Origin of the sequence: Pseudomaricurvus sp. HS19, from assembly GCF_009857815.1 — a bacterium.
Lineage (GTDB): Bacteria > Pseudomonadota > Gammaproteobacteria > Pseudomonadales > Cellvibrionaceae > Pseudomaricurvus.
The window spans coordinates 1-23137 of sequence record NZ_WVVW01000004.1 but is presented as its reverse complement, the minus strand read 5'-3'; the positions used below and the strand labels follow the sequence as shown (position 1 = coordinate 23137).

Genomic DNA, 23137 nt, shown 5'->3' with positions numbered 1-23137 from the left:
ATCACGGGCGGCAGATCCCTGAACGCCCCAAGGAGCGACGCTCTATGCAAGAACTCTCAGGACGCACCGCCGTAGTCACCGGCGCTGGCAGCGGCATCGGCCGTGCACTGGCGCTGGCACTGGCCGGGGAAGGTGTGGCGGTGGCCGTCGCCGATATTATCCCCGCCAATGCGCAACAGGTTACTGACGAGATCACCGCCGCCGGAGGCAAAGCCATAGCTGTGGAATGCGATGTCTGCTGCCGCGACAGTGTCGCCACCATGAAGTCCCGGGTACTGCGCGAGCTGGGGGCGGTTTCACTGCTGTTTGCCAATGCCGGGGCCACCTCGTTTGAATACCTGCCCGATATGGACCAGAGCGATGTGGACTGGATGATCCAGGTGAACCTGATGGGAGTCACCCACTGCCTGGAGGCCTTCTACCCGGATATGGCCCGCGCCGGTGATGGCCACGTCATGGCCACTGCCTCGGCCGCCGGTCTGCTGCCGGGCTGGGTGCCCTATCACGCCCCCTATGCGGCGGCGAAAATGGGCATTATCGGCATGATGCTGAACCTGCGCATTGAAGCGGCAGAAGCCGGTGTGGGCTGCACGGTACTCTGCCCCGGCGGCGTGGAGAGCGGCATGAAAGACAATAACGCCCGTTACCGGCCCGATCGCTTTGGGGGCCCGCAGGAGGGCGGGGTCAAAATCCCCGAGGGGTTTTTCCAGCAGGCCGACCTGCATTTCCGTCCCGCCAGCGAGGTGGCCAGCCTGTGCCTGGAGGCCGTGCGCCACAACCGGCCCATGGTGCTCACCGACAGCAGCCTGCGCCAAACTTACCTGGACAGCTATCATCAGACAGTGATGTCCGCCTTTGATGAGTTGGAAGCCTTTGACGGGCAGCCCGGCTAACGCAAACACCGGAGTCCTTTTTATAAGAATCAAACCAGAGCCTTTTCACAGGCCCATAATCAGAGAGCCCTTAGCGGCCCAAAACCAGAGAGCCCTTAGCGGCCAAAACCAGAGAGCCCTGCCATGAAACCCAGAATCAGCATGATCACCCTTGGCGTCGAGGACATGCAGCGTGCCATTGAGTTCTACGAAACCGGCCTCGGTTTTCCCCGTATGGAATCCCCTCCATCAGTGGCCTTCTTTACCCTCAACGGCACCTGGCTGGGGCTCTATGGCCGTGAAGCCCTGGCCCAGGACGCCCATGTTCCCGCCGCCGGTGAAGGATTCCCCGGCGTCGCCCTGGCCCATAACGTCAGCAGCGAACGGGAGGTGGATGAGGTGATCCGGCAGGCAGCGGAAGCTGGCGCCGAGGTGGTGAAACAACCGCAGCCGGTATTCTGGGGAGGCTACAGCGGCTATTTCAAAGACCCTGATGGTCACCTGTGGGAGGTGGCCCATAACCCCTTTATGTGGGTAGGGCCGGAGGACAACTGACGCCTGCAACACTGCCAGCGTGGTTACGGCTCCAGAAAGCCGTTACCCGCGCCGGAAAAAAAGCGTCCCAGCGCCTCGCCCATCTCCCCACAGTTGGTGCCCTCAACATCAGGAGACCAGCCAACCGGAATCAGGGGTATGATGACAAATCCCGTCTGCATCCAAAACGCGTGATCGGTCAGCTTCGCCGTCAACTCGGCGGCCAATAAACCACTCTTGGCCGAATAAATCCGAGCTTCAAGAAAAGCTGTCTTTTCCCAGGCTTGCCCCAATCCCCATACAAATACACCGTCTTCGCCTTCCGCAAAACCAGCCAATTCACTGTCGCCTATGTGGGTGGTAGCCCTGACACTGACCACATAATCCAGCGCTGTATCCGCGAGCCGGGCCTGAATGTCCTCCGTCCTGATTTCCCCATGCCGGGTGAACTCTTCAATTAACGGATTAAGAGTTGGGTAGTACACCTGATCATCATGCCTCACGAGAGCAACATGATTTGCAGTTCGTCGCATGCCTCGTGCGACACAATTTTCATATTTCTTCTGAAGATTCTGTTTCTGACTGTCAAAATTATGGCACTCTTGTTCAGTCCCTTTGCAGGAGATATAGCCAGACAATATCAACGTCACTGTTTTCGACGCAGCTGGTTCCGGAACCGCGATAAACTGTCTGCCATCAATCCTAGTCTTTTTTGACGTGCAAGCGACCAACAGCAAGATTATCAGGAGAAGCAACAGAGACCTCCCGCCACTCATCGGTAAACACACTCTTCCGCAAACGGATTCCTGGGGGAAAGAACCGTATAAAAATATCTGCCTGGCGCTGAATACATAGCCAAACCACTGCTCAACTTGCGACGAAAATACCAGGGCTTCTCCGGCATAGACGGGTACATGTGATAAGCACCAGCCCATTCAGTCTGGCGTGGTGACCCGTTCAGTTCAAACAGTGCCCGTACTGTCCACATCAGCTGTCGGCAAAGAGGTAGCTTTTCAGTCAACGTATAAACGGGCTCGGCAACCTCCGCCTCCACAGAAAAGTCTGCAAAGTCAAAAGAGAAGCCGGCGCTTAGTTGACGATCAAAGATATTGAAATTCGTAGCGAGCTCTCGTGCGGTAGCGAGGCGAAACTCATAGCGCACCTGCTGAAAGTCAGACGCATGCAATCCAGAAGACAGGTCCCAGTCGCGCGGAAATTGTTCCCAGGTAAAGGTCGGCAGCCACGACTCCAGCTGAAACCAGGCTTGATGGCCCATGTTCATGTTTGCATTATTCGTGGCCACGAGTTTGACAAATCCGTCCCTGCCCACCTCATAGAATTCGGGCTTCAACACATAGGCAGGCACATGGGACTCGCTTTTACGATGTGTCACCGGCGGGTGCCAAAGCAGCAACATCTCATCAATCATCAGCACAGCGTTCGACTCCCGAGCACCACGTATCACCAACTCATCAACAAGGCGGTTATGGCGATACAGGGTCGCACGCAAGGAGCTGTCTTCTGATACCGCTACTGAGATCAGGGAGTCCGGCTGTGACAGCTCTGCCGGCTTCTTGACATTGATACCTCGGGATTCTGCGTAGTCGCCAGCCCAACTCAGAAACTCGTCAACCCCCTCCTCGCGGGCTGCCGCGCCCTCAGCCTGTAGCCCCAGAGCCCCATAGTTTTCCGATGAACGATAGCGCTCCAGTACCGGCTTCTCAACCATGGCCGGTGCGCTGCTGCAGCCTTCCAACAGGACAGAGATCAATAACAGTACCGGCATACGGGACCGCAATAGTGGCTCCCTCATCAGTCAGACCCTTTGTGCGCTCGCCATCAAGTGCTGCCAAGCTGCGAGCTATCTGCCAACTTGACTATCAGAATAGATGAGCAATGAGCTCCACGCCAAAGCCCGACCGAACAGGTGGATTGCCGTGCGAGAGTACAAACCACTAGAATAGCCCCATATCACCTGGAAAATATTTGTTTTATATACTGAATGACGGTCCAAGCTATGAAGTTTCAAGGTACTGACTCCTACATCGCCACCCGCGAGCTGCAACTGGCGGTCAACGCCGCCGCCACCCTGGAACGCCCCCTGCTGATCAAGGGCGAGCCTGGCACCGGCAAAACCCTGCTGGCAGAGCAGGTAGCCAACTCCGCCGGTACCCGCCTGATCCAGTGGCACATCAAATCCACCACCAAGGCGCAGCAGGGCCTCTACGAATACGACGCGGTCTCGCGCCTGCGGGATTCGCAGCTGGGTAACGAGCGGGTGCATGACATCGCCAACTACATCAAGAAGGGCAAATTGTGGGAGGCCTTTGCCTCCGACGAGCAGGTGGTGCTGCTGATCGACGAGATCGACAAGGCCGACATCGAGTTCCCCAACGACTTGCTGGTGGAGCTCGATAAGATGGAGTTCTTCGTTTACGAAACCGGCGAGACCATCAAGGCCAAACACCGCCCCATCATTATCATCACCAGCAACAACGAGAAAGAGCTGCCCGACGCCTTCCTGCGCCGCTGCTTTTTCCACTTCATCAGCTTCCCTGACCGCGACACCCTGCAGCAGATTGTGGACGTACACTACCCGGACATTCGCCAACAGCTGGTGCAGGAAGCGCTGGATATTTTTCTCGACGTGCGCGGCGTACCCGCACTGAAGAAAAAGCCCTCCACTTCCGAGCTGATCGACTGGCTGAAACTGCTGATGGCTGACGATGTGGCCGAAGACGTACTCACCAACCACGACCGCAGCAACCCGATTCCGCCCTTTGCCGGTGCCCTGCTGAAAAACGAGCAGGATGTCACCACCCTGCAGACGTTGGCGTTTATGAATCGTCGCAATCCACAAAGCTGAAGCCCGCGCCCGCGATCAGGTTGTTATAGTGTTTATCCGTTTCTTTTTGTTATTGCGCGAGATCGGCATACCGGTCACGGTGCGTGAGCTGCTGGACCTGTTGCAGGCCCTGCAAAACCATCTCGCTTTTGCGGACATTGAAGACTTCTACCACGTCAGTCGCATGGTAATGGTGAAGGACGAAAAATATTTCGATCGTTTTGATCGCGCTTTCGGTGCCTACTTCGAAGGTCTGGAAGAGATCGACGATGTTATCAAGGCGATGATCCCGGAGGAGTGGCTGGAGAAGGGCGACCTGCGTGATCTCACCGATGAAGAAAAAGCCCGGGTAGAAGCCATCGGTGATTTCGACAAACTGATGGAGCTGTTCAAACAGCGCCTCAAGGAGCAGAAAGGGCGTCACGCTGGCGGCCCCAAATGGATTGGCACCGGTGGCATGTCGGCGTTTGGCAACAGCGGTTACAACCCCGAAGGTATTCGCGTTGGCGGAGAAGGCGGTGGCGGTGCCGCCGTCAAAGTGTGGGACAAGCGCGAGTTCAAAAACCTGGATGACAATAACGAACTCAGTTCAAGGGACATGCAGGTCGCACTGCGACGGCTGCGCAAGTTTGCCCGCACCGGCGCCGCCGATCAGCTGGACCTGGACGACACCATCCGCGCTACGGCGCGGGATGCGGGCCTGCTCAACATCCGTATGGTGCCGGAACGCCACAACGCGGTAAAAGTGCTGCTGTTTTTCGATATCGGCGGCTCCATGGATCGTCATATCAAAGCCTGCGAGGAGATGTTCTCCGCCGCCCGCGCCGAGTTCAAACACCTGGAGTATTTCTACTTTCACAACTGCATCTACGAAACCGTATGGAAAGACAACAGTCGTCGCTTTAACGATCGCATTCCGCTGTACGACATTTTTCACAAGTACAACCGCGACTATAAGGTGATCTTTATTGGCGACGCCGCCATGTCCGAGTACGAGATCATGAAACGGGGCGGCAGTGTGGAGCACCAGAACAAGGAGCCTGGTGCAGTGTGGATGAAGCGGGTGGCCGACAATTACAACAAGGTGGCGTGGATCAACCCTCTGGCGGAATCACGCTGGGACAACACCAAAACCGTCGGCATCATGCGCGAGTTTGTGCAGGGGCACATGTACCCGCTGACGGTACACGGCCTTGAAGAGGCGATGAGCTACCTCTCAAAATAAGCGTGGGCAACCAGTGGTCGTAATGTCAGATCTGTTTCTCCACCGGCAGCAGCGACAGCACCCACACTTTGAAACGCTGCCAGGCGCTGGTCTCCGGATCCTTGTGTTCGACTATGGGGTTGCCTTCATCATCGGTGGCCTGCCACCGCAGGTTACTGTCGTCATCCAGCGTCACCCGCCAGGCGGATTCCGGTGAGGTCCAGCGCGCGAACGTCTCTGCCAGCTGCCGGTTGATCTCCGGGTTCTCCACATATACGCCTATCTCCGTGTTCTGCAGCACCGAACGACCATCCAGGTTAACGGAACCGATTACCGCACGATCATCATCAATCACAAATGACTTGGCGTGCAGGCTGGCGCGGGAGCTGCCCTTGAACCATTTCAGGCGGGTATTTCTGCCGGCCTGGCTGCGCAGCTCCCAAAGCTCTATACCGTTTTGCAAAAGGTCGTCGCGGTATTTGCTGTAACCGCTGTGCACCACGCCAACATCGGTGGTGCTGAGGGCGTTGGTCAACACCGACACCTCCACGCCCCGGCGCTCCAGTGCGGTGAGGAACTCCACGCCCATGTCACCGGGAATAAAGTAGGCCGAGCTCATTTGCAGGCGTTGCTCAGAGCGGGCCAGCACCGGCAACAGGTGTTCGATCAGGTACTCACTGCGATCCACCTCGTCGTGACGGGCGGCCTTGTCCGGCGGGTCGGCGTAGAGTTGTGCCCGCCCCCAGGCAAAGCTCAGTTCGCCACTCTGGATACGGTGCAGTAGCGGTGTTTCCCGCAGGGCTTCGGCAAAGACACTGTGCCGGGTCTGCTCAATAAATTCCGCTGACTTTTGCCGCAGGCGCTGCAAGCCTTCAGCGCCCTCTTTCGGGGGCAACAGGATATCCAGCGGTACCGCTACCGGATGATTCCAGTAGGCATCAAAACTGGCCGTAGCCTGCTGCACCACGGGACCCGCGCAGATGATATCCACATCGTGAAACAGGGTTTCGTCGTTGGAGAAGTAGGCGTCGGCGATATTGCGTCCACCGGTGATAATGACCTGCCCGTCAGCCACCAGCAGTTTGTTGTGCATGCGGTGATTGACCCGCTCAAACTCGCTGAGCCCCTGCATCACACGGCTCATGCCGGCCCGCGCCGCTACCGGATTAAACACCCGGATCTCGATATTGGGGTGATACTGCAACAGCGACACCCAACTGTCGGTGATCAATGTGCCCACATCGTCCACTAGCAGGCGCACCCGCACACCGCGGTCCGCTGCCTGCAGGGCCTTGGCAAGAATGATCAGGCCGGAGGTATCATCGGCGAAGATGTAGTACTGCAGGTCCAGCGAGACATCCGCCTCGTCCATCAGCGTCACCCGCGCCACAAACGCTTCCAGGCCATCCTGCAACAGGTAGAGCGCGCTCTGGTCACTCTCATGCCCTGCCATCTTCGGTTCAATAAAATCCCGCAGGCGGGTACCCGCTCCCCCACTCAGGGTATAGCTCTGTTGGCGCTCCTCCGGGTGGTATTCCGGCGTGGACTGGCACGCTGACAACAGCAGCCCGAGAGACAATGACAGCAGCCAGCGGCTGGTGCGCAAGGCGCGAGGGAGAACTGGAACCATGCTTGACCCGATCCGGTGTTAGTGGGTTCAACCCGAACATCAATCCCTTCAGCGGTTCGGGCGGCAGCAAAAAGTGTAAACCACTATAGCCCTAACAGCCCAATCAGGCGCCACTTTGTTTCCCATTGCACCTCGCTGCCAGTTTGGTAATCATCGTGTTCGACCCGGGCCACGACTATAGTTGTGAGGATTTGTGACGCTTACCGGCGATCACACCCCGGGCCACAATAACGGTTCACTCAGAGGAGCAGCTTATGACCTACCCAATCAATGGTTCATGTCAGTGCGGCGGCGTACGTTACACACTCAAGGCGGCACCACTGGCGGTGATCGCCTGTCACTGCAAGGCCTGCCAGAAGCTATCCACCAGTGCCTTCAGCATTACCGCCGTGGTCAACAGTGAGGATGTGGAGTTTGAAGGCGAGATGGCGGAGTGGAGCCGGCTGGCGGACAGCGGCAATACCAACGCCGCCCGCTTCTGCCCCACCTGTGGCAATCGTATTTACCACTACAACCCCGCAGAACCGGGCAAGATCAAGCTCAAGCCCGCCAGTCTCGACGACACCTCCATCCTGCGGCCCACCGCCCACATCTGGCTGAGCCAGAAGCAGGCCTGGTTTGAGGTCCCGGAAGGGGTCGCCACACACGACGGCCAACCCTGACACGCAACTCGCATGAACACGACATCCGCGGCTGCAGGCCCGCTCTGCCTGGTTCTGGACCAGGGTGGCAGCAGCAGTCGCGCCATGGTGTTCGACAGCGCCGGACGGGTCGTCAGCAGCGCCCAACAGCCAGTCGCTACCCTACGACCACAACCCGGGCATGTGGAACAGGATCCTGCTGAGGTAGTCCTCTCTCTGCAGGCCACGGTAAGTAACGCCGTAAGCGCCTTAACCGACCACCAGCGCCGACAGCTGCGCGTGGCGGGCCTGGTTTGCCAGCGTTCCAGCCTTGTGGCCTGGGAGCCCGACACCGGTACCACACTCACCCCCATTATCAGCTGGCAGGATACTCGTGCTGCCCGCTGGCTGGCGGCGCAGGCGCTGGACAACGATCAGGTCCAGCGCCTCACCGGCCTCTGGCCCAACGCCCACTTCGGCGCCAGCAAGATGCGCTGGTGCCTGGATTACCTGCCGGCACTGCAACAGAGCCACAGCGCGGTGCTGGCACCGCTGGCCAGCTACCTGGCCTACGCCCTGTTACGCGAACAACCCGTCCGGGTCGATCCCGCCAACGCCTCCCGCACACTGCTGATGGAACTGGCCAGCCATCAATGGTCGCCACAACTGTTGTCACTGTTCGGTATTGAGCGGCAGCGACTGCCGGACATAGTGCCATCGGATTCTGAATTCGGGACGCTGGTGGTGGACGGACTCACACTGCCGCTGCGACTGCTGAACGGCGATCAGTCAGCGGCGGCCTTTGCCGACGGCAACCCGCAACCGGATTGCGTCTACATCAACCTGGGCACCGGCGCTTTTATCTACCGGCCATTGCCCCGACCGCCGGCACCGGAGCGGCAACTCTGCAGTGTGATTTATGCGTCCGGCGAACAGGCGCTTTACGCCGCCGAGGGTACCGTCAATGGTGCCGGCTCCGCCCTGCAATGGCTGACGGACAACAGTCAGGGCGCAGAGCAGCAGGATATTGACTGGGCGCTGCGGCTCAGCCCCGGCGACTTCAGCCTGCAACAATCCGGGCTGCCCCTGTTTCTCAACGGCGTCGGCGGGCTCGGCTCCCCGGATTGGCGGGCTGATTTCCGCAGCCGTTTCAGTGGCACTGGCAGCGGCCGGCAGCAGGCACTGGCGGTGCTGGAGAGCATCGCGTTTTTGCTGCGGCGCAACTTCGACAGGCTCTGCCAGTACCGGTCGCCACCGCACCGAATCATCGTCAGCGGCGGCCTCTCCGGCTGCAACCTGCTGTGTCAGCTGCTGGCGGATCTCACTGGCATTGAGGTGGCGAGGGTGGAGGAGCGGGAGGCCTCCGCTCGGGGGGCCGCGTGGCTGTTACTGTGGGGTGCGTCGCGGAAGGCTGAAGCCGCTGACGGGGAGCAATGGCAAATGGCGGAGACAGAATCCTTTCAGCCCGCCAATGCCACCCTGCCGGAGCAGCGCTACCGGCAGTGGAGCGGCTTACTGCAAGCCGAACTGGATCGACACCCGCAGAGCGGCGATTAAACCTGCAGTGGCAGCTTGTCGGTGGCTGCCCGCACCGCACGCGGGCCCAGTTGCTGGCGAATGTGCTGAAGTACTTTATCGGCGGTTTTGCGATAGGTGGTGAGCTTGCCCCCATAGAGACTCAACAGGGCTGGATGCTGCGGGTCGAGGTGCAATACACAGTCCCGCGGCCGCTCAAAGGCACGATTGTCCCCCGACGGCAGTACCCGCAGGCCGGCAAACTCGTCGATCACGGTAAAGTTGCTGGTGGGAAAATAGTGATGCGCGGTCTCCAGCAGGTAGGTACGCTCCTGCGGCGACACCGCCACAGCCTGCGGGTCGTCGCCACGGAAGGGTTGCTCGGTGGTACCCAGCAGGCTGTGCTCACCCCACGGCAACAGGAAGATGGCGCGGCCGTCGGCAGGGGCCTCCAGGTAGAAAGCCTCGCTGGAGATCTTCTCCCGGATCACCAGGTGACTGCCCTTCACCAGCTCGCAGTTACGCTGTTGCGGCAGTGGCTCAACCAGGCCCAGCACCTGGTTGATCCAGGGGCCGCTGCAATTCACCAGGTAGTCGGTCTGTAACTGACGGATCGGAAGGGATTCCTGGGTACCCTCTTCCCCCCGGCCCTCCTCCACCGTCAGCTGATAACCATCCGGCTGCTGGCTGGCCTGCAGCAGTCTTGCCGGGCATAGCAGCTCGGCACCGTTCTCCTGCGCCGAGCGGATCACCGCCCGGGTCAGCTGCACATCGTCGGTCTGCCCATCCCAGTAGCGGAATACCTTCTGTAATCCCTGGGTGCGCAGGGCAGCGTGGGCACTGCGGGAAATACTGAAGCGCGACAGGGAGGAGAGCCCGGAGAGCAAGGCATAAAGGCTGAGCCCCACCACCAGCTGCCAGGGGCGGCGGCGCATATCGCGGTAGACCGGGATATTGAAACGCAAGGGGTGCGCCAGGTCAGGTGCCAGCTGCAGCAGCAGGTTGCGCTCCCGCAGGCTTTCACGCACCAGCCCGAACTGTGCTGTCTCCAGATAGCGCAGGCCACCGTGCAGGAGTTTGCTGGAACGGCTGGAGGTCTCCGCGGCCCAGTCCCGCTGCTCGATAATCAGTGTACGGTAGCCGGCTGCCGCAGCCGCCTGGGCAACACCCGCGCCGTGAATACCGCCGCCGATCACGGTGACTTCATAGTGCTCATCAGCCATCGTCACCTGCCCGCAGATCGTTGATCAGCTGACCTACCTTGAAGGTCTCCACCAGTGCCACTCCCTGTTTAAACCAGTATTGTGCCGACTCTGCCGAATCCACCTCGTAGACCGCCACCGGCCAGCCCAGGCCCTGCACCGCGCCAGCAGCGGAGAGCAGGTCGGTATCGCAGAACAGCATGTCCGGCTGCAGTCGCTGAAACTCCTCCGACCGTGCCTGTTCCAGTGTAGTCAGTACCGGCGCAATGTTTTTCCAGCCCCGCAGACGGGCGCTGGCCAGCACCGGCACATCAAAACTGATCAGGAAACTGCGATCCCTGAGAGTCTGTAACAGCGGCAGTACGGCCTCCAGCATCTTCCTGGCACCGAAGTGATAGAGGGATTTGCGCTTGATCTCCACATAGAGGCTAACGCCGCTGTAGCGTTGCAACAGTGTCACACACTGCTGCAGGGTGGTGAAGGGGTTGCCGCGATAACGGCCGCCGAGGCGGTCAGGTTCATAGGCGCTGTAGTCCTGCAGTTGTTGCAGTGTCAGTTCAGTGATGGTGCCACTGCTGCCGCTAAGCCGCTCCAGGGTGAGGTCGTGACACAGCACCGGTACGTGATCAGCCGTCAGGTGCACATCGATCTCGATATGGCAGGCGCCGGCGTTAAGGGCCGCCTGTATGCCAATGAGGGTGTTTTCCGGATAGCGCTGCTGCCAGCCGCGATGGGCCACCAGGCGTTGATCCAGTGAGGGGGTAAAAGCCATAGTGCTACTCGTGCCGGGGAGTTAGCAGTTAGATTACAACGCCCACTGTCGTCATCGCGAGCGCAGCGTGGCGATCCACGTTTACCGCGGGCCAGCCGATACGGTGCCAAACATAGGTTGCTTCGTCGCTGCAAAACACGCCTCGCAACGACCACTACCGTCATCGCGAGCGCAGCGTGGCGATCCATGTTTACCGCGGGCCAGCCGATACGGTGCCAAACATGGGTTGCTTCGGCGCTGCAAAACACGCCTCGCAACGACCACTACCGTCATCGCGAGCGCAGCGCGGCGATCCACGTCTACCGTGGACCAGTCGATACGGTGCCACACATGGATTGCTTCGGCGCTGCAAAACACGCCTCGCAAAGACGGGGCAGGATTTGCCATCAAATATGAGAGCGATCTTTTCATTCTGTCTGCAGATTGAAAAGCCTTTTTGCGCGCTATGCTTTCAACGCGGCCAATTTGTCCCGGCCGCGCGGCGTTCAACCCTTAATAAGGAGACGGCCTCTCTTCCGTCGTCATCCCCGCGCAGGCGGGGATCCATAGAATCCGATACCACCCTGGATTCCCGCCTGCGCGGGAATGACGGCATGATATTAACCACCATCTCGCTGGAGAAATGGATTCCCGCCTACGCGGGAATGACATTGATCTGCGAGAATGACATTGATCTGCGGGAATGACGGCTCTGCCAAACCGAATGCATTGGTATTCAGCGGGATTGCCGACGCCCCATGGCCCACCAGTTGCCGGCCAGTACCAGCGCCAGCCCGGCAAACGCCGACAGGCTCCACTGGTAGCCCTCAAAGAAGGACGAGAGTGTAAGGGCAATAATGGGCACCAGCATGCTCATGTAGGCGGCCTTGTCCGGGCCCAGCACGGTGATCAGCCGCAGGTAACCGGCAAAGGTAAGAATCGAGCCAAACACCACCAGGTAGCCCAGTGACAGCAGGTAGGAAGGCCGGGTATCGAAGGTGAAAGGCACCCCCAACAACAGCGCAATGATCAGCACGGTCACCGTTCCGTAGAGCATGCCCCAGGCATTGATGGCCATTACCGAGCGACCACCGGAGGTGTTATAGGCGGCGGTGATATTGCCCAGTGAAGCCATCAGGGTCGACAGCAGCGCCCACCCCAGCCCCACCGCCACCGGTCCGGTGAGGCTCAGGCCCTGCAGCTCGTGACTGAACAGCAGCGCCACCCCGGCAATACCCGCCACCCCACCCTGCAGCACTTCCGGCTTGATGGGCATCTGCAGCCACAGGCGGGCGTTAAAGGCGTTGAGGAAAACGATGGTGGCAAAGGTGGCAGCAATCAGGCCGCTGGTAACGTGCTGTGCCGCCAGGTAGAGAATCCAGTAGTTGAGGCCGAACAGGAAACTGCCCTGCAACAGCATAAAAGCGTGTTGCCGCAAGGTCAGCCGCAACGGGATACGTCGCAGCAGGCACCAGAGAAACAGCAGTGCCGCAGCCAGCCCAAAGCGGTAGATCACCGACACCAGCGGGTCTACCACCCCCAGCTGGAAAGTAATCGCCAGCCAGGTGGAGCCCCATACCAGGGAGACGCCGAGATAGAGCAACAGAACCGGCATGGGGTGTTTACTCCGCTCCGCTGTCAGACGGGGTCATTAAGTTGCAGGTAGCGCTGCCGCAGCAGTTGGTAACTGCCACTGTCCGACAGCGCATGGCTGTCCGGCGGCAGCGAACGCTGTTCATCCGCTGGCGGGGGTGTGTTCCCGGCCAGAGGCCCTGACGCCCAGCCTCGCGGGACGACAAGTGCAATTCCAATGGTCAGCAAAAACGATCGCCGGCTGCAGGCAGTGGGCATGTTCATGGATCCGGGCTTATGGGGTCAGAGTTCTGTTGCGGTAGCGCTGCAGTGTAGCCGAGGCCCGCGCTGCTAATCCAATCGGGCCCACCCCGGGGCGGGCCCGATTCACTCACATCAGGTGCCGGTCGATATAACCGGCGCGGCGTCATCGCTGGCCGGCGTCGACTTGCCGGTTTTGAGTGCCTGTAATTCCGCAGGCGCCTGCATGGCGCGCAGGCGCAGGTAATGGCGGATATCTTCCAGCGCCGCGTCATCGATCCACGGCGTTGGTGGCATGCCCCGCGGCTTCAGCACACCATCTTTCACCACAGTCTTAAAGGCAGCCGCGTCGAGAATCATGGGGGAAAAACGCAGGTCCGGGGCCGCGCCACCGCCGATGGCATTCATACCGTGACACACCAGGCAGGCGTTACCGGCAAATGCCATGGCTCCGCTCATCACCCGATCCTTCTGCGGCACAAAGTCCGGGTCCTGCAGCGGAACCTGCGCAGGCATCACAAACTCCGGCCGCCTGGCGGTGCCATCGAGGGCAAAGGTCAGCAGTCGTCGCGGCAGCGCATAGTCGGTGCGGAACGCCGCGTTGCCGGTGGCCATAATGCCGCCACCCTGGGAGCCGCTGCCGGTGAGCACACTGATGTACTGCTTGCCAGCCACGCTGTAGGCGATGGGCGCCGCCACCACCGGAGCCACAGTTTTATAGGACCAAACCTCTGCCCCGGTCCGGGCGTTGTAGGCCACCAGGTAACCGTCCATGCGCCCCTGGAACACCAGGTCGCCGCCCGTGGCCAGCACCCCGCCCGGCCAATCACCGGGCAGCTCCAGTGACCAGGCTTCGGTCTGGGTGGCCGGGTTCCAGGCGCGCAGGAAACTGCGACGGCTGTCGGGCAGTTCGGCGTCGGGGATCATGGTCACCCCCATGCCGGCGCTGATGGCTGGCATATTGGGATTGGGTGGGCCGATCAGGGCACCCATCTCAATAATCGGGACATAGACCAGACCGGTACTCTGGCTGAAGGCCTGCGGCAGCCAGCTGTGGGCCCCCTGCGGGCCGGGCCAGAGCTCAAACAGTTCAGTGTTGTTCTGGTAGCGGATTCCTGGGTTCTCCACCGGGCGTCCGCTGTCGGGATCGATCTTTTCGGCCCAGGTGACTTTGGCGATCTTCTCGGCCGAAATAAATTCGCCACTGGCGGCATCCAGCACGTAAAAGAAACCGTTCTTCGGCGCGTGCATGATCACCTTGCGCGGCTGGCCGTCGAGGGTGATGTTGCCAATGGTCATATCCTGCACCGCCGTGCAGTCCCACTGCTCCGCCGGACACACCTGGTAGTGCCAGACGTACTCGCCGGTATCGGCCTTCACCGCCACGATGGAGGCGAGAAACAGGTTGTCACCACCACCGGGACTGCGCATCTGGTGGTTGTAGGGAAAACCGTTGCCAACCCCCAGGTAGATCAGGTCCAGCTCCTGGTCGTAACTGAAGGCGTTCCAGGCGGTGCCGCCACCACCCTTGCCGTACCAGTCACCCTTCCAGGTAGGCTGCATCACCTCCTCGGCCTTGTTAGCCGGAGGCTCGGCGGGGTTGCCTGGAGTGGTATAGAAGCGCCACAGCTGCTCGCCGGTCATGGCGTCGTAGGCAGTGACGTAGCCGCGGATCGGGCTGATATCGGCACCGCCGTGGCCGATAATCACCTTGCCATCGAATACCCGTGGTGCGCCGTTGCTGTTACGGAGTTCGTTCAGTTCAAACTGACGCTGCTCCCACAGCGGCTGGCCGCTGCTGTCGTCCAGCGCGATCACGCGGCCGTCGGTGGTGGCGAGAAACACGCGGTTGTTCCACCAGGCGATACCCTTGTTGCCCCAGCTCATGTGCAGTGGGCTCTGGGCAATGTCGCGGGTTTTGGCGTCGAACTCCCACAACAGCTCACCGCTGGCGGCATCGAACGCACGAATAAAACTGTTGCCGGTAGTGGTAAAGAGTTTGTTGCCGCCCGTCACCGGGCTGGAGACGGAGAAGCCCGGTTCCAGGTCGTAGTACCAGGCCAGGTCCAGTTGACCGATATTGGCCAGCGACACCTGATCCAGTTCGCTGTAGTGCTGCTCGCGACCGTCGCCGCCATAGTTCGGCCAATCAGTATCAGGCACGACAATCTGACTCTCTGGCGCAGCGGGTGTCGGCTTATCAGCCGATACCGCTGTATCCGGGGCCTCCTGCTGGCATCCGGTCAGGGTGAGCAGCGCCGACAGCGCCAGTAAGGGCAGTTTCTTCATCACAGGGAGTCCCCCGGCAGATTGTTATTGTTGTTGTGTCTGTTGTGGTTCTTGCGCCACTTCTTGCGTCACCTGCCGCTGGCCGGTGACATCGGAGGTGCCGAACCAGCCCATCTTGCAGCGACCATTTATCTGATCACCATCGACCTGCAAATGGTATTTGAGCGTTATGCGGATCGGCTTGCGCACCGGTACGGAGAAGATCAACTGATTGCCCTGCACCTCGCCGGTAAAATCGGTGCGCCCCTCGTCACTCTCGAGATAGCCGCTGAGCATTGCGCCCTGCACCTCGAAATGCCCGAGCATCTCCCGCGGGTCGCCAGGGGCGTGCAGCACCAGCTGCCAGTCGCCGGCCGCTGTGTCTGTCGCCTCCGCTTTCGCCAGCGAGTAAACCCCAACCGCCAGCGCCACGCTGATGATCACCGGCACAATCCGGCGACACAGCCGCGCTGATCGGCTGGGCAGACCGGTGCCCACGCTCAGAGCCTCTCGCCCGTGAGCTTGGCGCTACCGAAGATTCCCATCTTGCACTTGCCGCTGATCTTGTCGCCGTCGATCAGCAGGTTGTACTTGAGGGTGATCTTCATGGGCTTGGTGACCTTGAGGTCGAACACCAGGTTATTGCCATTGACCACGCTGCCGGTGAACTCCATCTGCCCTTCCGGGCTGCTGAGGTAACCGCTCAGGTTGTCGCCGCTGGTCTCGAAGTGACCCTGCATCTCCTGCGGCCCCATAGGCGTGGAGAGAATCATCTTCCAGTCGCCGTCGATCACTACCGGTCCGGCAGGCGTGGCGTCAGCCGCAGGCACAGGTTCGGCCACGGGGGCCGGCGCCACAGGTTCAACGGCAACCGGTGCGACGACTTTCGGCGGCGTCAGGTCGCGGCCTTCCATCACGCTCAGCAGCTTGGCCGGTGTCAGCGGCAGATTCACCTCCACCTCGCCGAAGGGCGCCAGGGCGTCGGCAATGGCGTTCACCAGCGTCGGCGCACCGATGATGGCGCCGCCCTCACCCACACCGCGCATGCCACCCACCGACTGCGACGGGGTGTTGGCGTGTACGAATTCGAAGGTGGGGATGTCGGAGATAGCCGGCATCATGTAGTCCTTGTAGGTGGCCGCCGTGGGGTTGCCACGCTCGTCAAAGCCCACCTCTTCCAGCAGCACCATGCCGATGGCCTGCGCCAGGCCGCCGGAGACCTGCCCTTCCACCACCGCCGGATTGAGCGGCGTGCCGCAATCCTCGGAGGAGATCCAACGCTGAATCTTCACAAAGCCGGTATCGCGATCCACCTCCACCACACAGGCATTGGCGGCACTGGCGAAGGTCATGGGCGGCGGCTGGTAGCGGTGCTGGGCTTCCAGCCCCGACTCCATGCCCGGCGGCAGGCGGTCCGGCTCGCCGTAAGCGATGTTGGCCAGTTCACCCAGCGAGATGGATTTGTCGGGATTGCCGGCGACACTGATCTGGCCGGCATCGATGGCAATGGCGGCGGCTTCCACCTGCAGCAGATGGGCCGCCAGGGTGCGCACTTTTTCCGCCAGCTTGTCGGCGGCGAGGATAGCCGCACCACCGGCGATCACACCCTGACGGCTGCCGGCAGCGCCGGGGGAGAAGCCACCGCGGGAGCTGTCGCCCTCAAACACCGATACATCTTCGTAGGACACACCCAGCCGATCGGCAAAAATTTGCGCCATGGTGGTCTGGGTACCGTGGCCCTGGGAGTGGGTGCTCATGGTGGCCGTCACCTTGCCGGTGGGCTCTATGCGCACCTGCGCCAACTCACCGGTCATGGTGGCAATGGCACCGGCGGAACCGGTGGGTTCGATGTAGGCAGCGATACCCAAACCCAGGTAGCGGCCCTGCTCGCGGGCCTCGGCCTGCTCGCGGCGGAAGGCGTCCACATCGAAGTAGCCCAGCAGCTTCTCCAGGCACTCCGCCGGGGTCACATCCTCCAGCGGGATCTGCATGCAGGACTCCGTGGGTTGCTCGCTGAGTGTCACCAGATTCTTGCGACGGATCTCAATGGGGTCGATACCGAGGCGACGGGCCGCCACATCCAGAGCTGTCTCGCGCACCAGCGACTCCATGGCCCAGGGGCCGCGGTAGGCGGCATAACCCACAGTGTTGGTATACCAGCCGCGGGTGAGGAAACCGTAAGCCGGCATCTTGTAGGCGCCCCAGACAAACATGTGCACGGCGATATTGCACTCGGACAGCTGCGGGAAGGCGCCGTTGTTGCAGCTGTAGTCACCGTGGGAGGCCAGCAGTTTGCCGTCGTTATCCAGGGCCACCTGCAGGGTCATCTCCTGCTCGCGGGCCTGGTTGGCACCGATCAGGTTTTCGTAGCGGTCCTCGATCCACTTCAGCGGCCGGCGGAACTTCAGCGCCGCCAGGATCACCGCCACTTCTTCTTTCCAGGGGTGGTTCTTGAGGCCGAAGCCGCCACCCACATCCTTGGCAATAACACGGATGGCCATGTCCGGCTTGCCCAGTGCCAGCGAGGTCCAACGCTCCACCATGTGCGGGCTCTGGCAGGTGATGTAGAGAGTCAGTTCTTTCGGTCCTTCCGGATCCGCCAGCACACCGCGGGTCTCCATGGGGGATTGGGAGATGCGCTGGTGCACCACCTTGTGGGTGACCAGGTGCGGCGCCGCCTGCAGCAGGGCTTCCAGATCCTCATCGATCTCCTCTTCACCCATCTGCGCGGCGATATTGTCTTCGCGGCCGGGATGCACCGGCGCACCGTGGCGGGCATCGTCGATGGTGATCAACGGGGTCTCTTCAGCGTATTCCACTTCCACCAGTGAGGCGGCGTCCTCGGCGATGGCGCGACTGTCGGCGATCACCATCACCACCGGCTCGCCCACATAGGCGACGCGGCCATCCGCCAGTGGCGTGGTCTTCACGTCCGGCGAGGCGAGGAAGAAGGAGATCATGTCGACGTTGAAGTCAGCCAGATCCTGCTGGGTGTAGATGGCATGCACACCCGGCACTTCGCGGGCGTAATCGCTGCTGATGGAGACAATACTGGCGCGGGCTACCGGGCTGCGGGTAAAGGCCACGTGCAGCTGGCCGGGCACGGAGACGTCATCCACGAACTGGCCGTGGCCGGTGAGCAGGCGCGGGTCCTCCTTGCGGTGGACGCGCTGGCCGATGTATTTGCCGGTGAGGATGCCGGCGCTTTTCTCTTCGGGGGCGTTCATATTGGTCATGCGTCACCCCCTTGCTGGGCACTATCACCCATGGCGTCATACGCCAGCCGCGCTGCACTGCGGCGAATGCCCTGGTAGCCGGTACAACGGCAGATATGGCCGGACATGGCGCCCTCAATCTGCGCCTGGCTGCACTGTTTGCCCTCGCCGGTGAGCGAGGCCAGGGTCATCACCACACCGGGGGTGCAGAAACCGCACTGCAGGGCGTGCTCTTCCATCATCACCTGCTGCACCGGGTGCAGGGTGCCGTCCTCGGCCGCCAGCCCTTCGGCGGTGACCACGGTGGCACCATTGGCCTGCACCGCCAGCATCAGGCAGCTGCGCACGGCACGACCGTCCACAGTGATAGTGCAGGCGCCGCAGACGCCGTGCTCGCAACCCAGATGCACGCCGGTAAAGCCGGCATCGTCGCGCAGGAAATCCGCCAGCGAGGTGCGCGCTTCCACGTCGCCGCTGTACTGGCGACCGTTAATGGTCAGTTCGATCTTGTGGTTGCTCATGCGGCTTCCCCTTGTGCGGTCAGTTCGCGCAGCGCGCGGGCCAGCAGTCGGGCACCCACGGTGCGGCGGTACTCCGCGCTGGTGCGTTTGTCGTCAAAGGGTGCAGTTTCGGCCACGGCGGCTTCGGCCACCGCCTGCGGATCGATCTCCGCAAGGCTCTTGCCCAACAGCAGCTGTTCGGCGGCGGTTGCTTTCAACGGGGTCGGCCCCATGGCCATCCAGGCGATGCCGGCACGGCTGATCTTGCCGGCCTCCAGCGCCAGTGCACCCACCACACCCACAAGGGCAAAGTCGCCGGGGCGCTGGGCCAGCTCACTGAACAGAGGCAGATGGCCGGCAGGCCAGGCAGGAAAGGTAATGCCAGTGACCAGTTCATCCGGCTCCAGCACGGTCATGAATGGGCCCAGGTAAAATTCGGATGCAGGCACCTGACGAGTGCCGCGCACAGAAGCGATATCAATGGTCGCCCCCAGCGCCACGGCGCAGGCAGGCAGTTCGGCGGCAGGCTCACCGAGGGCGATGGAGCCACCCACAGTGCCGCGGTTGCGGGTCTGATGGTGGCCCACATGGCGCACCGCCTCCACCAGCAGTGGCAGCCGCTCAACCAGCAACTCACTCTCCAGCACCTCGTACTGACGGGTGGCCGGGCCGATGCGGATCCCACCATCCACAGCGCTGATACCTTTCATCTCAGCGGTGTTATTGATATCCACCAGGATAAAGGGCTGGCTCATGCGCAGGTTAAGCAGCGGCATCAGGGTCTGGCCGCCGGCAATCACCGTGGCACCACCGCTTGCTTCACTCAGCAGCTGGCAGGCCTCGCTGATGGTGGCCGGGGCGTAGTAGTCAAACGGGGCCGGCTTCATCAGTCGTCCTCCTCGTCTTCGGGGTGGTGCTGTTGATGCATCTGGTGCAGCAACTGCTGCAGTTGCGCCTTGTCGAGCACAATCACCTGGCTGCTGGCGCTGCTACGGCCATATTCAAAGGCGACAAAGGCCACCAGTACCAGCAACAGGCCAATGGCCAGCCCCATCCAGAATCCACCTTTTGCAGGCGCGGCATACGCTGGCGCAGGCACACCGCTGGCAGCAGCCGCTGCCACGGCTGGCGCGGCGGCGGTCCGGACACCGGTAACGACTTCGCCGAAGCGGGCAAAGAATTTACCGGCCAGCTGTTTGGCAGTGGCATCGATAATGGGCCCGCCCAGCTGAGCCATGCGACCGCCCACCTCGGCGTCCACCTCGTAGATCACCATGGTGCCGCCGTTTTTCTCCTCAAGGCGGACTTTAGCCGCACCTTTCATGGAACCGGCAATACCACCGTTGCCTTCCAGGTTGAGGGTATAGCCATGGGGCGCATTGATGTCAGAGAGGGTCACGACCCCTTTAAAGCGGGCACCTATGGGGCCCACCTTCACCTCCACCGTGGCGGTGAAACGATCGTCTGCCTCCTTGGCCAGAGTCTGGCAACCGGGAATGCTGGCACGCAGGATTTCCGGATCATTCAGCGCTTCCCATACGCGCTGACAGGGGGCAGCTACAAACTGCTCACCGACCATTTGCATTGTGTGTTTTCCTCCCACCCGGAACCGGGCGTGTCAGTGGTTCAGAGCGCCGCAAGCTCCCGCTACCGTTGTTGTTATAGTCGGGGCTGGCGCCTATGGCTATTTGCCTGATGTTATAGCAGTTTTTCATTTTCGTGTCATGACTCTGCCTCGAATTTGCATATTGGCCAAAAACACATACATAATTCAGCCATAAGACGAACAAACCCACTTGAGTGATCCGTTATGCAACTCTCCCGCACTGTCCGCACCAGCCTGTTGCTGGCGCTGTGTACCGCCGCCTGCGCCTCCGTGAGCCAGGCCAACACCAGCCTGCCTACGGTCGACCAGCACCAGACCGGCACCCAGTACTCCCCTCTCTCGCAGATTAATGCCGGTAATGTCGCCCAGCTGGAGAAGGTCTGGGAATACCGCGCCGGCGACCTGCCTGCCGAGGTCAACATGCAGGAGCTGATCTCGCTGCAGGACCAGCCCACCCTGATTGGTGACAACCTGATTGTCTGCTCCGCCACCCGCCAACTGACCGCGCTCAATCCGGCCACCGGCGACGTACGCTGGACCTTCAATCCCGAAATCTCCGACGCCATCGCCACCAAAAAATGTCGCGGCATCGGCAACTGGACCGACATCCAGGCGGAAACTGGCAGCGAATGTAAAACCCGCCTCTTTCTCGGTACCACGGATTACCGCCTGATCGCCATTGACGCCAACACCGGCAAGCGCTGCAGCGGCTTTGGCGACAACGGCGAAGTGCAGATGCCACCCAGTAAAGAGGAGCTGTGGCCCGGTGAAGTGGCGGCCGGCTCCAACCCCACCGTCATTAATGACGTGGTAGTGGTGGGATCGTCCGTGGCCGACATGCAACGCGCTGACCCACCCAGCGGCCGGGTGATGGCCTATGATGCCCGTAGCGGCGAGTTCCGCTGGTCTTTCGACCCTGTACCCCGCGACGCCAGCGATCCCGCCATGGCCACCTGGGGCAAGGGCACCGACAGCTTTGGCCAGGGTAACGTGTGGAGCTCCATGGCCACCGACCAGGCGCTGGACCTGATCTACCTGCCCACCACCAGTGCCTCCGACGACTACTACGGCGGCAACCGTCCCGGCGACAACCTCTACTCCACCTCGGTGGTGGCCCTGCGCGGCAGCACCGGCGAAGTGGTGTGGCACCAGCAGCTGGTACACCACAACGTCTGGGACTACGACATCCCCGCCCGCCCGATGCTGATCGACTATCCCCACAACGGTGAAATGGTGCCGGCGCTGGTGCAGAACACCAAGATGGGCATGATCTTCGTCTTCGATCGCGCCACCGGCGAGCCCCTGGTTCCCATCGAAGAGCGTCCGGTCCCACAGGAGGGCATCGTCCCCGGAGAAGTGCTCTCCCCCACCCAACCCTTCCCGGTGGGCATGCCCAATGTGATGCCACACAGCTTCTCGCCCGAGGACACCTGGGGCTTTACTCCCATCGACGCCTACCTCTGCAAGAGCGCCGCGGAAGAGTATGACTACGGCCCCATCTACACTCCCATCAGCGAGAAGGGCACCATCATGATGCCGGCAGCCGGTGGCGGTCCCAACTGGGGCAGCGGCGGCTACGATCCCGACAGCAACATCATGGTCATTCCATCCAACCGCGTGCCGATGGTGGCCAAGCTGGTGCCCCGCGCGAAAGCCAAGGAGACCTACGAGATGAACGTGGAAGGTCTCTCCATGGGCTTCAGCAACCCCGGCTCGGACTACGCGCTGGAGATGAAGCCGTTGATGTCGCCGCTGGGCGCTCCCTGCTCCGCCCCGCCCTGGGCTGCTCTGACCGCCGTCGACATTGTGAAGAAAGAGATCGTCTGGGAAGTACCTCTGGGCAGCCTGAAAAAGATGATGCCGTTTGGTCTGGACCTGCTCTACGGCACCCCGGGTGCCGGTGGCCCACTGGTCACCGCCGGCGGCCTGGTGTTTATCGGCTACACGCTGGATAACAGCCTGCGCGCTTTCGACATCAAAACCGGTGAAGTGCTGTGGGAAGATGAACTGCCCTTTGCCGGCAACTCGGTACCGGTTACCTATGAAGTGAATGGTGAGCAGTACATTGTGATGCCGGCGGGTGGTCACTCCATGTATACCGCCAAGCCGGGTGATGCGTTTGTGGCTTATAAGCTGAAGAAGTAAAACTTGGCTGAATGACAGAGTGGGTTTTGCTTTGGGTAGTGAATTTGGGCTGCCCTTTTCGCCCTGCTGGGCGAGTCACTTTTCTTTGTCGCCCAAAGAAAAGTAACCAATGGCCGCTCCTGCGCATCCATGCGCCCGCGGCATTTGGACATCCATGTCCTTCAAAGGGCGCCCCGGGTTCGCTGGTCAGCTGGTAAAAAACACCAGCTGACTTCCCTCTCTCCGGGCTGTCTGTGGGGGCCGGCCTGATGGGCCCTCCTGGCCCAACAGACCTGAAGCGCACGTCCATGTGCGCTTCTCCCCCACAGCCAGCCCTCCGTTCGGCAGCTCGCACGGGGTTCTGAGTCCGTGCCATAGGAACTGAAAACAAAGCTTGGAAAGCGCGTTTGAATTGCGG

The 23137-nt window shown here is 61.1% G+C and carries 19 protein-coding genes; 7 read left to right on the top strand and 12 right to left on the bottom strand.

The genetic code is table 11. The features are described from left to right. The first annotated feature begins 44 nt into the window (after positions 1 to 44). Together GSF27_RS11905 and GSF27_RS11900 are read left to right on the top strand one after the other, a co-directional pair. Positions 45 to 893, top strand: coding sequence for an SDR family oxidoreductase (locus tag GSF27_RS11905; RefSeq protein ID WP_160969313.1), 849 nt, complete (start codon positions 45 to 47; stop codon positions 891 to 893). Between the two features lie 123 nt (positions 894 to 1016). Further along, a complete protein-coding gene (locus GSF27_RS11900) occupies positions 1017 to 1427 on the top strand; it encodes a VOC family protein (RefSeq protein WP_160969312.1) in 411 nt (136 codons plus the stop codon). A gap of 23 nt (positions 1428 to 1450) precedes the next feature. On the opposite strand, the gene GSF27_RS11895 is transcribed toward GSF27_RS11900, so the two are convergent. Both GSF27_RS11895 and GSF27_RS11890 read right to left on the bottom strand, forming a co-directional pair. After that, on the bottom strand, positions 1451 to 2161 hold the full coding sequence (locus tag GSF27_RS11895) for a hypothetical protein (RefSeq protein ID WP_160969311.1): 711 nt from the start codon (positions 2159 to 2161) through the stop codon (positions 1451 to 1453). A gap of 17 nt (positions 2162 to 2178) precedes the next feature. Continuing rightward, complete coding sequence (locus tag GSF27_RS11890; protein ID WP_160969310.1) at positions 2179 to 3192, bottom strand: hypothetical protein; 1014 nt, start codon at positions 3190 to 3192, stop codon at positions 2179 to 2181. Positions 3193 to 3423: 231 nt separating this feature from the next. Here GSF27_RS11890 and GSF27_RS11885 point away from each other — a divergent pair, with 231 nt between their 5' ends. After that, the gene (locus GSF27_RS11885) at positions 3424 to 4272 is read left to right on the top strand and encodes a MoxR family ATPase (protein ID WP_160969309.1); all 849 of its coding nucleotides are present in this window, start codon (positions 3424 to 3426) and stop codon (positions 4270 to 4272) included. Between the two features lie 28 nt (positions 4273 to 4300). Continuing rightward, positions 4301 to 5476 carry a VWA domain-containing protein gene (locus tag GSF27_RS11880; RefSeq protein WP_160969308.1) on the top strand — a complete coding sequence of 392 codons (1176 nt, stop codon included), beginning with the start codon at positions 4301 to 4303 and terminating at the stop codon, positions 5474 to 5476. Between the two features lie 25 nt (positions 5477 to 5501). Here GSF27_RS11880 and GSF27_RS11875 read toward each other — a convergent pair whose 3' ends face one another. After that, positions 5502 to 7085: a phospholipase D family protein gene (locus tag GSF27_RS11875; protein WP_202410422.1), complete on the bottom strand. Its 1584-nt coding sequence runs from the start codon at positions 7083 to 7085 to the stop codon at positions 5502 to 5504. A 254-nt stretch (positions 7086 to 7339) separates the two neighbouring features. Here GSF27_RS11875 and GSF27_RS11870 point away from each other — a divergent pair, with 254 nt between their 5' ends. Continuing rightward, complete coding sequence (locus GSF27_RS11870) at positions 7340 to 7747, top strand: GFA family protein (protein WP_160969307.1); 408 nt, start codon at positions 7340 to 7342, stop codon at positions 7745 to 7747. 12 nt (positions 7748 to 7759) lie between these two features. After that, on the top strand, positions 7760 to 9262 hold the full coding sequence (locus GSF27_RS11865; RefSeq protein ID WP_160969306.1) for an FGGY family carbohydrate kinase: 1503 nt from the start codon (positions 7760 to 7762) through the stop codon (positions 9260 to 9262). Here GSF27_RS11865 and GSF27_RS11860 read toward each other — a convergent pair. From GSF27_RS11860 to GSF27_RS11820, 9 genes are all read right to left on the bottom strand, one after another. Next, a complete protein-coding gene (locus tag GSF27_RS11860) occupies positions 9259 to 10443 on the bottom strand; it encodes a glycerol-3-phosphate dehydrogenase/oxidase (protein ID WP_160969305.1) in 1185 nt (394 codons plus the stop codon). The genes GSF27_RS11865 and GSF27_RS11860 overlap by 4 nt on opposite strands. Then, positions 10436 to 11194 (bottom strand): glycerophosphodiester phosphodiesterase family protein, encoded by a 759-nt coding sequence (locus GSF27_RS11855; protein WP_160969304.1) that lies wholly within the window; start codon positions 11192 to 11194, stop codon positions 10436 to 10438. Before GSF27_RS11855 ends, GSF27_RS11860 begins: the two co-directional genes overlap by 8 nt. Before the next feature lie 715 nt (positions 11195 to 11909). Next, on the bottom strand, positions 11910 to 12788 hold the full coding sequence (locus GSF27_RS11850) for a DMT family transporter (RefSeq protein ID WP_160969303.1): 879 nt from the start codon (positions 12786 to 12788) through the stop codon (positions 11910 to 11912). Positions 12789 to 13141: 353 nt separating this feature from the next. Beyond that, complete coding sequence (locus tag GSF27_RS11845; protein ID WP_160969302.1) at positions 13142 to 15295, bottom strand: PQQ-binding-like beta-propeller repeat protein; 2154 nt, start codon at positions 15293 to 15295, stop codon at positions 13142 to 13144. Between the two features lie 24 nt (positions 15296 to 15319). Next, entirely contained in the window at positions 15320 to 15772 is a 453-nt protein-coding gene (locus GSF27_RS11840; RefSeq protein WP_160969301.1) for a hypothetical protein, read from the bottom strand. Positions 15773 to 15774: 2 nt separating this feature from the next. Continuing rightward, a complete protein-coding gene (locus tag GSF27_RS11835) occupies positions 15775 to 18510 on the bottom strand; it encodes a xanthine dehydrogenase family protein molybdopterin-binding subunit (RefSeq protein ID WP_202410421.1) in 2736 nt (911 codons plus the stop codon). After that, complete coding sequence (locus GSF27_RS11830) at positions 18507 to 19010, bottom strand: (2Fe-2S)-binding protein (RefSeq protein ID WP_160969300.1); 504 nt, start codon at positions 19008 to 19010, stop codon at positions 18507 to 18509. The genes GSF27_RS11835 and GSF27_RS11830 overlap by 4 nt, the downstream gene beginning before the upstream one ends. Further along, on the bottom strand, positions 19007 to 19876 hold the full coding sequence (locus GSF27_RS11825) for a xanthine dehydrogenase family protein subunit M (RefSeq protein WP_160969298.1): 870 nt from the start codon (positions 19874 to 19876) through the stop codon (positions 19007 to 19009). Before GSF27_RS11825 ends, GSF27_RS11830 begins: the two co-directional genes overlap by 4 nt. Continuing rightward, entirely contained in the window at positions 19876 to 20574 is a 699-nt protein-coding gene (locus GSF27_RS11820) for a CoxG family protein (protein ID WP_160969296.1), read from the bottom strand. Before GSF27_RS11820 ends, GSF27_RS11825 begins: the two co-directional genes overlap by 1 nt. Positions 20575 to 20799: 225 nt before the next feature. Here GSF27_RS11820 and GSF27_RS11815 point away from each other — a divergent pair, with 225 nt between their 5' ends. Next, the gene (locus tag GSF27_RS11815; protein ID WP_160969294.1) at positions 20800 to 22740 is read left to right on the top strand and encodes a pyrroloquinoline quinone-dependent dehydrogenase; all 1941 of its coding nucleotides are present in this window, start codon (positions 20800 to 20802) and stop codon (positions 22738 to 22740) included. Positions 22741 to 23137: the final 397 nt, after the last annotated feature.